A 12,897-nucleotide genomic window follows, 5' to 3' on the forward strand; every position below is an offset into this window, starting at 1 on the left:
CCGATGCCCCATACAATTAATGGCAGCGAGAAAGCGTCCACATTTACGGGAAGGTTGCGGTGAGCGTCGGCGGAGAATCTGACTGTCCAACAAGTTGGTGTCCTTGGCTGACTGCTTCGTTCACGAATTGCATTTCTTTGCATTGGCCAGATTGTTGAAGTTTTAGCGGATTGCGAGATGTACTTCGGCGAGTGTCAGCATTTTCTACTCGGATCACATTCGGTGGAACGATGCCGTCACTGTCCTCACCCCCTAATATCGACTCACACGCTATATACCGCTTTTAAGTTTGGCACGACGGCCGATTACAACTTCTGCGAGACCGAGTAAAGGTGAGGAGTGGGCAATGTCATTCAATCGATCGAATTTGCTGTCTATTCTCCTGGCAATCTTGGCCCTCTCATTGCAAACACGTATTACGTGTGGTGCGCAGGACAATTTTGTACGCGCTGGAAAATCGTCGACCGCGCTAGCGGATCTGGGCCCTTTGGGAAGCGGCACGGCGTTCTGTATCGATTCCAGCGGCCTATTTGTTACCAACTATCACGTCGTCGCGGCTCTGGATTCAAACCAGCACGTCGATTTAGTCTTGAATGCAGGTGATACAGGCCAACGAGTTTTGAAGGCGCAAGTTGTCCACACGAATCGCGAATATGATTTGGCTCTATTGCGTGTCGACCGTGCCACCGGCCTCTCGCCTCTGCAGTTGGGAATCGATACGAATCTCAGTGAGACTGATGACATCACCGCATTTGGCTATCCATTTGGAAAGATGCTTTCTTTAGAAGAAGGGTATCCATCTATCAGCGTTAGCACCGGAAAGATCACTTCGCTGCGTAAGGTTAAAGAAGAGTTAGCCTTGGTGCAAATTGATGCAAGTTTGAATCCCGGTAATTCAGGCGGTCCGATCCTTGCTCAGGACGGTTCAGTAATTGGAGTTGTTGTTTCCGGGATACCAGGGTCCGCCGTCAGTTTCGCGATTCCTGTCAGCCTTGTCAAAAAGTTCTTAAGCGAACCACGGCTTACGCTAAACGTAGGGAAGATTACCCGAGCTAATTTGTTGCGTCCCTGCAGTTTTCGTGTCCAAGTGCGAAACCCACAAGACGCTCCTTTACATCTCACGGGAGTGGAAATCACATTGACTTCCGAGGCGGGCAATTCGAAAACAGTCTCAATGGTCGAAGGCCAATCCGGCGAATACGTAGCAAACACAACTCCGGTTTCTAAAACTGTTGATTCGGCTGTCGTCCATACTCGAGTAAAACTCGGACAGTTGTCTTTGGATGGAGTCACGCAAAATCAATGGATCAGGCTTGACGACAAGACCTTCCGCCTGACCGACATTCAGAAAATCGAGTTCGGCGATAAGCGCCGCGTGACCATGAGAGACGGCAAAACATTTACTGGTGGATTATTTTCGTGCAGTGCAGTACGCGTAGATCTTGGAATGGATGTTGTTGAATTGTTTCCGCCTAGGGGAGAATCGCTTGAAGTCACAAAAGTTAATCCGATCGTGAACTCAATACTTTATGAGGTTGCGGCCATGAATGGAGAAAAGGTTATCTCCACGATTAGCGGGAGAATCCCTGTGGAAGGAGACGACAATTCTGCCCCCGCGCCAGTGAAACAATTATTGCTCGATCCCGAAGCCGGTGGTGAACAGGAAATCGTCGTGAACGTGTTTCTCGATGACGCATCCGACTTGCATATCACTCCTTTTGGCTTGTATTGGAAGCACTATTCAGGAACTAAGCCCGGCACCCAGCATGACATCGAAGTCAATGGTAAACCGTGGCATACCGTTTTTAAGAAATTTGCCCCTCACCTCCCCTTTGAATCTGGTCTTTTTCCTGTCGATTTGCGTACGTTTGATCTGGACTTTCAACTTTTGGGAATTGGGGAGAATCCAAATCCTTCTTCAATCGCCGGTGGCCGAAGCAGCATCACTTCGCTACGTCGCAGCCACGACATGGTAGTGGTTTTGCGAGACGTAGAGCCGGGCGGCGCCTGGTATCGTTTCAAATTGCTGCGCAAGCAAAGAACGGCGCAAGCCTCGTCCAACGTTGCTTTAAACGCTGAGACAAGTGCCAATTCCCAGGCGGAAAAAAATGGGGCCCCAGGAAAAGCAGTCGATGGAAGCTACGATTTAAGTCATGGTGAGTATTGGTTCCCTGGCAGCCGTCCACCGACTCCGGATCACTTGGTGATCACTTTCCCAGAGCGCAGCAGCGTCAAGACGATTCGAATGTTGATTCCGATGGGAACAAAACTGTATGTCCACGGCCACGAGCCTTTGGACTACAAGATCATTCTCGAACATGGCGAAGATCAGACAGTTGTCGCGGATGTCAAGGATGGCCAACACCCGAAGATCGAGCGCAATGGGGAATCCTTCACGCAATTCGTTACCTTTGACTTGCCAGAGGCTGTGCCGGCCGAACGCGTCAAATTCATTTGTTCAAGAACCTCAGGGCTGAACTACGGCCCTGTCATTTTTGAATTTGAAGTGCGCAAACCGTAAATCGTTCACAGGTGATCCTGTCCTGATTTCCATGGGTATGGCCGACACTGAAGGGACATCGGATAACAGGACAAACCGTCGGCACCCCCGCACTTAGCGCATATCCCCTCGTGCCAGTTGATGCTGGCGCTGCAAACGCGAGTTTGAATTGCCGATGAAATTCAACAGACGGCGTGAATAGGTCAGCGACTTCGGGTTGGCTGGGTGGTCTAGCGCGGCCAAGGAAGGACTCAACGCGCATGCGGTGCTGATTGATGAACTTCACGCCCAGCGGACTCGGGATCTGTGGGACACGCTCCGCTACGCCGGTGCATCACGATGGCAACCGATGCAATTGGCAATCACGACCGCCGGTTACGACCGGCATTCGATTTGCTGGGAACAGCACGACTATATGCTGAAAGTGCTGGACGGCTCGATCGAGACCGACGCCGCCGACAACTGGAAGCCGTCCAAGAAAAAGAGCGTCGAGCGGATCGACGGGATCGTGGCGTTGATCATGGGACTGGACCGGGCGAGCACGCAGGACGTGTGCACGAGCGTGTATGAGAAGCATGGGCTGCGATCGCTTTAACGCGGGCATCTGCGTGCAACCGTCGATGCGGGGGATTTAGACCAGACGCTTTTGCAGCGACAGGCGGGCGTTGCCACCACTGTCAATCCAAGTCGTATCCACCCACCATCGTACGTTTTCCACTGGGGCTCGACGCGATCCTATCACGGCCAGGGGTTAATGCATGGACCGAAGGACGAAGAATGGAATGATTGGCTTTCTGTTGATGGGCTCAACGGCGGGATGGCCATGATTGTGCCGGTGTTCGATACGGAAACGGGCCCGCATTCTCGACATTGTAGAGCATCAGGAGTTCGCGATAATCAATTGAAATATGCACACCTGAATGTCGACGGAGATTTCTATAAGGATCTTGAACGGGGATCTCGTGATGAATGAGCCCCTCGCGTTGTGGCTTCGGGCGAGATAGGTGAAGTGAGAAATGACCTTGTCAATGCGCAGTAACTGGCCAAGTTGCGCGTAGGTGCTAGTTGAATAACTCCTCTAACGTTATCACAATCCTATTGAAGGATGGTCAGTCTCAGCTCGACGCGCATCTTACTGAGATTAAAACGCAAAGTAGTCCTCCGGAACCGTCTCGGTTGGTCGCCAGTCGATTTCGCCGGCTTGGGCGCCTTTGTATTTGAGCAAAATTTCGCTCATCTTGTCCTTATCGAGTTCTGGCTGTTTCAATTTGCTGTGATTGACCCATTCGTCAACGGCCGTGGCATCGAGTTCGCCGCTTTTGGTCAGGCCGATCACCAACACCAGAATGTGTTTGCAAATCGAACCGCGGAGTCCCCCGCAAGGATTGAGGTTTTGCGTACAACAGGCGAATTGACCGTCGTGATTGAGCGAACAGGAATAGACGAGATCACTGTCGGTTTGGCTCTTGACGACGCCGGCGACGCTGCCAGTGGCAATTTCAGAAAAGAGTTGAAACGAGTCCGCCTTGAGCATCTTGGTCGCCTTTTTGAGCCGCGATGAATCGGTGATTTCGTTGAGCCGCTCCATAAAGCTATCAAAGTCGAGCGGACCTTGGGCCGGTTTATTCTGCGAGCGCTCATGTGGTGGCAGTCCGCCACCGACCCAGTTCAATGATTTCAAGTGGTCCGTTGTGACCGATGTAGGAAATCTTGTCTTTTCGTTGTAGTAACAATTAGCGAGCTTCGCACTGCCAAGTTCCGCGGTCGACAGGTCAACGCCGCATAGGTCGACCTGTTTGATCGTTGCGCCATTAAAGATTGCCTTCTTGGTATTGGCACCGGTCAATACGGTTTCCACCAGCTTCGCCTTGGTGAAATCAGCAGCTGTCAAGTCGGCGCCGCGGAGGTTCGCTGCTTTGAGATTTGCTGATTTCAACGTGGCTTCGGTTAGATTGACCTTGCGCAGTTGGGCATTTTCTAAATTGCCACCACTTAGATCAGCAGCGGACAAATCGCTGTCGGAAAAATCCAAATTTACCAGTTTGATTTTTTTGAGTTTGGCGCCCGCCAATTTGGACTTCTTAAACGCTGGTACATTCTTGCTGCCGTTTAACTCGCGACGATTGAATTGCGCCACGCGGCCCGCTTCCAAGTCAGCGAGAATTTCCTTCCGCAAGTTTGCCGCTTCGGTTTTCGTTTTTTTTTGCGATTGGGCGATCTCCTCCTTGGTTTGCGGCGGTTTGCCCAGCACTTCGCAGTTCGCGACATAAATTAGTTGTTTGAGCTCCGCTGGTTTGAGGGGACACTTGGATGATTTCGTCCTGATCGAACCGGGATCGATGTCAGTCATGCCAGATTCGATAATAGCGCCGAGTAAATTCCGTCGGATGTCATCCTTCGTAGCCTTGGTGCCATAAAGATAGGTCCGCTGATTCGCGTCCATTCCACTCTTCGCACTTTTATATAGGATGTCGATGCCAGCATTCATGATGAAATGCAATTCCGTAGCATCCTTGTCGTCAATAGAATAATTCAGCGTGAATTCGAGGCGACCGGATTGAAACGCGATGTCTACAAACTGCTCGATGTTTTGATACGAGGCAGGGTTCCACAAGGTTTCCGCCGGAACCGGTTTCATTTGCGCCAGTTGTGCGTCGTTGGCCCGTGCAAATAGTATCTGGCACTTATCGAGCGTGCATTCGGTCTGGTGCGAGTTGCCGAAATCGATCAGACGCCCTTGACAATTGATGAATTGGCAATCGACCAACTCGCAGTCGTCGAAAATAAAGTCGCCAAATTCGAGCTTTTGGAATTTGACGTTTTGCAAGCGGCATTTTGAAAACCGGGCAATATGCAACTCGCTATTGCGAAACACAACGTCCGTTAGGGTACATGATTCAAAAACAAATTTTCCCGGATCATCAACGCTCTCGACTGGACTGCCGCAGGTGATGTGATCGAACGTCGTGTGGGAAAAATTCGAGGCGATGATATGGGTGCCGCGGTCATCACTCCGCAATCGCAGGTTAGTGACGATTGAATTGTGGAACTCGCAACCGTTCATAACATACATTGATACGCTGGAAAAACGTGCTTTCTCAAATCGGCATTGCCTCACGCTGTCAAAACTAATGTTTTTGCCTCGCAGCTGTGAAAAACTGCAATCGTATGTATTGCCAAACTCAACACTGTCGAATTGACCGCCGTCAAACATACACTCCTTGATCGGCTGCCACCCCCATTCACTCAAAGATACGCTCCGCATTTTGCAATTCGAGAAAGAGCAACCTTCAAAACACAGTTTTTGCAGATTGATCTCTTGCGACTCGCTTCCCTCCCACTTTGTGCCTTGGAAAGTTGCCGACTGGATTTTGATCGAATCTTGAAACAACCAGGATGGAGTGGTCAATCGGACGAGTTGAGGCAATCTCGCCGGAATGGCCAGAAGTTTCAACCACTCGTCGGGGGACACTGTGACCAATGTTTTCAAATCCTCAACAAGGTGAATCGTCGCTTTGCCAGCCGTATTGAGTTTCTCAGCCTTCGCTTGTTTAGCGCTCCGTCGCCCCGAGCCGACAATGAGCAAGTCGAGTTCCGGCTTAACGTCGTCGACGAGCGTCGCTCCCTCGGCTTCCAGCAACTGCACCAATTCGTCTTTGTTGGGGGAGTAGTCAAAACGGCCGGCCAGACAGACTTTTTGATTGTGAAACAACTGCTTCGGAATCGCGGGCGGCTGAGCGGCTTTTTTCTTTGGCATGATCGCTCCTTGTGTGGCGCTGCGGGAGATTTGTTGTGCCTCATTCTAACGTATTGCTTTGACGAAATCACGTGGATAAGATACCTACCGATGATTCCACTGAAATTGGATTGATGGTGATTCACGATCGGATGAACATACGATGTCGAACAACGCAATACTGTCGACCGTATTGCAGGTGCACCGCGAAGTCGAAGCGGCGGGATTCCGCGGAATCGCCGTCATTTCCGCCGAACAGTTGAATTGGCTCCGCAACACGCTCACCGCAATCGAGGAGATGGGGGCGGAGTTCCTCGCGCAGCGTTTGCGGCGTTTCATAGAATCTGCCGAACAGCAGGACAAACATGCCGGAGCGCGGCTGTTGGAATTGCTTACTACGCTCCGCCTGTTTGAACGGGCGCTCACTCTAGAAGCCGCGCAGTTCCAACTCGGCGGGCTTTGCGCGGTTCACGACAGCTTTGCTGTCGACAATGAACACGGGGAGGAGGCATGAAGCCGCTCTCGCACTCAGAGAGAAAGTCGTTGATTCCCCATCTGCACCGGACCGCCGCTGCCATCGAACAGATCCTGGAAGCGGGGCTGACGACCGCCAGCGATGCCACGCACCAGAGCTTTGCCGTGACATTCCAAGAAGCAGCGCGGCTAAAACTGCTTCGCTTGGGAAGTACGCTGAGAAACACACAAGAGGAGATTGCGCGGTTCGTCAAAGACGATCCGCGATTCTCACAGCCGCGGTTGATGTTCTTCCTCAATCGCAGTTGGCTGTTATGCAAAGGGATCGAACAATCGCTGGATGACGGCGACGACGCTCGGCTGGAACAACTTTTCGGAACACCGGCGGCGAAAAAAATCGACACGCTCCGCGTCGTCTGTCTCGGCGTCATAAAAAAAATCGCAGCGGGCACTTTCTGCTCGTTCGAATTCCGGTTGCGTTCACTCGACGACGGCGAATATTGGACGTGGTCTACCGTCTTCCCCTTACGGCCGGGATTGGAAATTCCGCCCGAAGGATTCTTACATATTCCCCAAAAACAGAAATTTTCCGCCAATCTGTTTTTGGAAAGGCAGCCGATCGAGATCACGTCTGCGATGGCCGGTGAGACACCGCTGGGACATCGCAAGCTGCAGTTGACCAACGAAAGTACCGTCAGCGCTGTCGAAGGCTCGATCGATTGGACGCGTTACTTGCATTGGAAGCCCGCTGGGGCGCGACAGCGGATCACCCAGCATGAGATCAGTCCCTTCGAAGTCGACGTCGAGTTGCAGGAGGAGGTGATGTTCGACGACTATATGCTGCGATCCGCGGAACTACGTGAATCCGACAATCAGCACGTCTTTCCGCTGAATTATTTGGGGACGGAGTTTGACGTCGTCGTTGCCGATTCGGTGGAAGGGGAGTCTGCAAAAGCGGCGCTGGAAGCGCAGGTAGAAAAGGATGATCCGCCCCCACTTTACGGCGTGTTGCATTACGCCAAAGCACGACTGGTCGTGCAGCCGTTGACGCTGTTTGACGATGGACAGCCCAATTACATCACGATATCGGAAAAGGCCGTCGACCGCAAAGCGTTATTGTCGGTACTGAACTTCAGGTAATTGTTCCAAGAGCCCGTTTCTCATTTTTATTTGTTACATTCCATCTACTTCTGTTCATCTTACGGCGGATCAATGGCCAAAAAGAAAACCAGGACTCGAAGAGCGACCTCATCGGCAACTCAGTTGCCGAAAAATAAATCGACGAATTCCGACCATACTGTACTCCGTAAGCCGGCCGAAGTTCAATTCGCCGACCAAATAGAAGCATTGCGGCAAAATGATACGGGCATCGCTCCGGCATCGTGGATTCTCTCACCGCGTGCGGTGCTTGATTACCTGATCGGCGGCAAAGTCCTTTCGGTAACGATCGACGGCACAAAGACCAAGATCGAAATCACCAAAAAGTTCTTCGGCGATGAGCGAATCATCGAACGAGCGATCGTGACGCTCGCGTCAGAGCGGGCACTGCTGCTCGTGGGCGAACCGGGAACCGGCAAGAGTTGGGTCAGCGAGCATCTCGCCGCGGCGATTTCGGGAAATTCGACATTGACCGTTCAAGGCACCGCCGGGACGACGGAAGAGAACATCAAATATTCGTGGAACATCGCCCGTGTCATCGCCGATGGCCCCTGCCCCGACAATCTGATCCCCTCCCCCACGATGGTTGCCATGCGGCAGGGCGGATTATTGCGGTTTGAGGAAATCACCCGTTGCGTCCCCGACGTACAGGATTCGTTGGTTTCGATTCTCTCGGACAAAGTCATCGTCATTCCGGAACTGCCGGACGCCAATACCATGTGGGCCAAACCGGGCTTTAATGTGATTGCCACGGCGAACACACGCGACCAAGGCGTGAATGATCTCTCGGCCGCACTCAAGCGACGTTTCAACTACGTTCACATTCCGATCGTGGCCGACCAGAACACGGAAATTGAAATCGTCGAGCAGCGAACCGCAGAGTTAATGCAGCACTACGACGTTCAATTGCAGATCCCGCGACCGATTATTGAACTGTTGGCAACCGCGTTTCGTGAATTGCGACAGGGAAAAACGAATGATGGCATCAAAGTCAAACAACCCTCGACAACGCTTTCGACCGCCGAAGCGATAGGTGTGGCGTTGGACGCGGCCCTGTATGCGCAATACTTTGGTGCCGGCAAAGTCTCTGCTGCCGACGTCGCCCGCAATATCCTCGGTAGCATAGTCAAGGAAGATCCCGCTGATGCGAAGATTCTCAAGGAATACGCCATGTTGATCGCCAAACGTCGGGGCAAGGACAAGCGGTGGAACGAATTTCATAACACCATGAGTCAGATCATCCCCTAGGACAGACCATTGGCAAAAGCAAGTCCAACAAAGACGCCGCGGGATCAGGTTGCGGAGGAGGTCGCGAGTATTGCCGAACGTGCTCAGGCGATTCTCGACGAACCGTGGTACTGGTTCCCAGTGCGGCACCACTCCGCCGCGGTCGCCAAGCTATTGGAAACGGCGATTCGCACGCGGCGCCCGCGGCGGATTTTCGTCGAAGGCCCCAGCGATGCCAACCACCTGATTCCCTTTTTGGCATCCCGGCAAACGCGCCCGCCGGTCGCGATCTACTCCTGTTTTTCGGACGACGATAACTCTTTTCAGTTGGCGGGTATCGCCTCACCGTCCGAAGACATCCCGCCGCGCTGGGCCTGTTGGTATCCATTCATTGACTACTCACCCGAACTGGTGGCGATCCGCACAGCCCAGGAAATTGGGACGGACGTGCGGTTTTTTGATCTTCCGCACTACGGCCGCCTTGATCGGGAGGTACAGCAGTTATTGCACGAATCGGACGAGCGTGGCGAAGAGGATGACACGTCGGACTCCAATGCGATCGACGAATCCGGTAGTCGCAATTGGCATACCGAGAAATTGATTGCGGAAAGCGACTTCTATCAATCTCTGGCAGCGGCGGGGGGCTACAAATCTTGGGACGAGGGTTGGGATACGCTCTTTGAATTCCGCGCGTTCGCCGACCCGGAAGAATACCGGCGAGAGATGCTGGCATTTTGCTGCGCCGCCCGACTTTCCTGTGCGGCTCAACGAATTGCCGAAGACGGTACACTGGATCGCGAACGCTTCATGCTGAATTTCATTCGCCAAGAAATTGCCGAAAGCGGAATACGGGACGACGAGGTTATGATCGTCTGCGGTGGGTTTCACGCGTTTTTAAACCGTGATGATCCGGAGCCGCCTCCTACAATTCCCAGCGGAACCCGCTACACGACGGTCGTGCCTTATTCGACGTTTCGCATCGCTGACCTATCGGGATATGGTGCCGGCAATCGCGCGCCGCAGTTTTACCAGTTGCACTGGGAATCACTATCTGGCAACGAGCCGCATCCCCGCAATCGCTATGTCGTTTCGGTTTTGCAGGAAGCTCGCAATATGGGCGAACCGCTCTCCGCGGCTGATGCAATCTCCGTCGCGCAGCACGCGCGCATGCTGGCCGCCTTGCGGGGGCGGGACGTTCCGATCTTGGATGATCTACACGACGCCCTGTTTACCTGCTGCTGCAAAGGGGATCCGCACGAGCAGGGTGCCCGACTCGGTCGTGCCATCGATGCGGTGAATATCGGCAATCGCGTTGGCAAGGTCATGTCGGGGGTTCCGCGGTTGCCAATCGTCGACGACTTTTATAATCAAATCGAACGGCTGGAACTGGGAAGACTCGTCGCCCGCGAAAAACGAGAACGGCTCGAACTCGACAAGCGGCAAATAGCGGATTTCCAAACAGCGGCATTCTTTCATCGGCTGCGGTTCATCGAAATCCCATTTTGCCAAATGGAAGCGACGCCTCAGTCCGACTTTGATACCGGACTGATTTTTCGGGAACGGTGGCAGACGAAATGGAGTCCCGACGTCGAAGCCAAGTTGATCGAAAAGAATCTGTTGGGGGATTCGATCGACGCGGCAGCGGTCAATCAAATGCGCGAAATCATCGCCGAGAACCATGGGCAATCCGGCGTGATATGCGGCATTCTCGTTGACGGGACGAAAATGGATCTTCCCCATCTGGTCGACCAAGTCGTTGAATTAGCGGTTAATGCCATCGACGAGGACCCCCGTTTCGAGTCGCTTTGCCGAGCGGTCGCGGAGCTTTCTGTGCTCGATCGTTATGCGGTGCACCAAGCGATAAAACGAGAGCAAATCGCTCGCATGTTGAATCGTGCTTTTACCCGTGCATGTTTTGCAATGATCGACATCATTGCCGCTCCGGATGATCACTTCCCGCACATCGTCAACGGCCTGACTACGCTGGCAGAAATTGTGGTGAAAGGGGATGATCCGGCGCAACGGCAATTGTTCGCACATTATGTAGCCAGCGCGTCGCGAGAATCGACGGTTCCCTTTCTGAAGGGAGCACTGTTGGGATTGGCCGTCGAAATACAGATCGAATCGCAACAGACGATTACTGACGAAATCTTGGCCTATGCCCGTTCGTCGCAGGATAAAATGGCCCTTGCCGGAGACTTTGTGCACGGCGTGATTTCGGTGTCGCGGGTCTCGATCATGGGCGGGAGCAGTAGTCTGGTTGATGCCCTGGACGTATTAGTTCGTGCCGCGGAATGGGATGCGTTCATTGTCATGCTCCCGCGGCTGCGGGCGGCGATGGAACTGCTGCACGCCCATCACCGTGACTCACTTGCGACTCGCGTCGCTGAACTTTACGGTCTGGCCGAGGCACGCACTTTGCAAAAACTGAGCATCTCCGTCGGCGAAGCGGCAGATATTGTGCGGATTGACCGCGAAGTTGCCGAGATCATGCAACGTTGGAGCATTATCGATGAGTAATCCCGTTCATCCTGAATCTCACCAATTGGCCCGTTGGCGTCTGGTGTTGGGCAAAGATGCCGAAGCACACAACATCGGTTGCCAGGAGGATGCCGCCTGCCAGCGTATCGAATCATTGGTGGGTTTCTTGTTCGATGACAGTGCATCAGGCGGCGGCGGGAGTCAGGGGGGGGAACGCAGCGGCGGAGGACCGGCGGGCCATCCGCTCACCGTGCCGGAATGGGTGGAAGCGGTCAATGAGTTGTTCCCCCACCAAGCCAAGGAGGTCATGCAGCGCGAACTGATTCGTCGCCGCGGCATTGATCAATTGCTCGAGTCGCCGGAGCTCTTGGAAAAAGTCGAGCCTAACGTCGATCTGGCCAAGACGATTATGACGCACCGGGACCTGCTGACGCCCAAGACCCGCGTGCTGGCCCGCAAGTTGATTGAACGAGTGGTACAGCAACTTAAGGAGCGGATGCAGATTCAGATCGCACAAGCGATCACCGGTGCGATTCGCCGCGATAAGCATTCGCCGCGGGCGGTGTACCGCAATCTCGATCTGAGTACGACGATTCGCCGCAATCTAAAAAACTACGACCGCGATCTCCAGCGGCTGTTGGTGGACCGCCTTTATTTCTACGCCGCGGAGCGCAAAAAACGTCCCTGGCACATCATCGTTGCTGTGGACCAATCGGGTTCGATGCTCGATTCGGCCATTTTCTCGACGATCATGGCGTCGATTTTCTACGAGTTGCCTTCGGTGCGGACGAGCCTGTTTCTGTTCGACACTGAAATTGCCGACCTGAGCGAGATGGTTGGACAACCTGTAGACATACTGCTCTCGGTCCAATTGGGGGGCGGCACAAACATCGCCAAGGCCGTCACCTATGCCGAGCAGATCACACGCGAACCGGCGCGGACGATCGTGGTGTTGATCACGGACTTTTACGAGGGAGGCTCTGAGAGCGACCTTGTCAACAAAATCGGCGAAATGGCGCAAGCGGGAATTCGCCTGATCGGCTTGGGGGCATTGGGTTACGACGCGCGACCGGACTACAACAAAGCCACGGCCAAAAAGTGCCGCAAAGCTGGCATGGACATTTTGGTTTGCACACCGGAGAATCTGGCGGAGTGTATGGCACAGATAATATTGGGATAAACCTGCCGGCGCAGTCCACCAACATTTACGAACAGAATTCGAACATCAACAGGAGGTTCGCAAGAAAAACACATGGAAGAACTTTTGCCGGAACTGATCGTAACCAGCGGCTAATTGGAGTTTAAATCAGAAGGTTTTCAG

The 12,897-nt window shown here is 53.3% G+C and carries 8 protein-coding genes; 7 read left to right on the plus strand and 1 reads right to left on the minus strand.

Annotated features, from left to right (window positions below):
* Positions 1-346 precede the first annotated feature (346 nt).
* The gene (locus Mal52_RS14630) at positions 347-2,521 is read left to right on the plus strand and encodes a S1C family serine protease (RefSeq protein ID WP_145376938.1); all 2,175 of its coding nucleotides are present in this window, start codon (positions 347-349) and stop codon (positions 2,519-2,521) included.
* Between the two features lie 196 nt (positions 2,522-2,717).
* Positions 2,718-3,095 carry a terminase large subunit domain-containing protein gene (locus Mal52_RS14635; RefSeq protein WP_145376939.1) on the plus strand — a complete coding sequence of 126 codons (378 nt, stop codon included), beginning with the start codon at positions 2,718-2,720 and terminating at the stop codon, positions 3,093-3,095.
* A 546-nt stretch (positions 3,096-3,641) separates the two neighbouring features.
* Here the strand turns inward: Mal52_RS14635 and Mal52_RS14640 are convergent.
* Positions 3,642-6,257 (minus strand): pentapeptide repeat-containing protein, encoded by a 2,616-nt coding sequence (locus Mal52_RS14640; protein ID WP_145376940.1) that lies wholly within the window; start codon positions 6,255-6,257, stop codon positions 3,642-3,644.
* A gap of 142 nt (positions 6,258-6,399) precedes the next feature.
* Between Mal52_RS14640 and Mal52_RS14645 the strand changes: the two genes are divergently transcribed.
* The 5 genes from Mal52_RS14645 to Mal52_RS14665 all read left to right on the plus strand — a co-directional run bounded on the left by Mal52_RS14645 (position 6,400) and on the right by Mal52_RS14665 (position 12,756).
* Positions 6,400-6,750, plus strand: a complete 351-nt coding sequence (locus tag Mal52_RS14645; protein WP_145376941.1) for a hypothetical protein — start codon at positions 6,400-6,402, stop codon at positions 6,748-6,750.
* On the plus strand, positions 6,747-7,850 hold the full coding sequence (locus Mal52_RS14650; protein WP_145376942.1) for a hypothetical protein: 1,104 nt from the start codon (positions 6,747-6,749) through the stop codon (positions 7,848-7,850). Before Mal52_RS14645 ends, Mal52_RS14650 begins: the two co-directional genes overlap by 4 nt.
* A gap of 123 nt (positions 7,851-7,973) precedes the next feature.
* Positions 7,974-9,116, plus strand: a complete 1,143-nt coding sequence (locus Mal52_RS14655; protein ID WP_197533960.1) for an ATP-binding protein — start codon at positions 7,974-7,976, stop codon at positions 9,114-9,116.
* Positions 9,117-9,125: 9 nt separating this feature from the next.
* Positions 9,126-11,615, plus strand: coding sequence for a DUF5682 family protein (locus tag Mal52_RS14660; protein ID WP_145376944.1), 2,490 nt, complete (start codon positions 9,126-9,128; stop codon positions 11,613-11,615).
* Positions 11,608-12,756: a VWA domain-containing protein gene (locus Mal52_RS14665; protein ID WP_145376945.1), complete on the plus strand. Its 1,149-nt coding sequence runs from the start codon at positions 11,608-11,610 to the stop codon at positions 12,754-12,756. Before Mal52_RS14660 ends, Mal52_RS14665 begins: the two co-directional genes overlap by 8 nt.
* Positions 12,757-12,897: the final 141 nt, after the last annotated feature.

The sequence above is a fragment of the Symmachiella dynata genome (genome assembly GCF_007747995.1).
Classification (GTDB): domain Bacteria; phylum Planctomycetota; class Planctomycetia; order Planctomycetales; family Planctomycetaceae; genus Symmachiella; species Symmachiella dynata.

What these genes read in the sequence shown, in the direction of transcription:
- Mal52_RS14650 (WP_145376942.1), top strand. Translation starts at nt 6,747, where the DNA reads ATGAAGCCGCTCTCGCACTCAGAGAGAAAGTCGTTGATTCCCCATCTG.
- Mal52_RS14665 (WP_145376945.1), top strand. Translation starts at nt 11,608, where the DNA reads ATGAGTAATCCCGTTCATCCTGAATCTCACCAATTGGCCCGTTGGCGT.
- Mal52_RS14630 (WP_145376938.1), top strand. Translation starts at nt 347, where the DNA reads ATGTCATTCAATCGATCGAATTTGCTGTCTATTCTCCTGGCAATCTTG.
- Mal52_RS14640 (WP_145376940.1), bottom strand. Translation starts at nt 6,257, where the DNA reads ATGCCAAAGAAAAAAGCCGCTCAGCCGCCCGCGATTCCGAAGCAGTTG.
- Mal52_RS14645 (WP_145376941.1), top strand. Translation starts at nt 6,400, where the DNA reads ATGTCGAACAACGCAATACTGTCGACCGTATTGCAGGTGCACCGCGAA.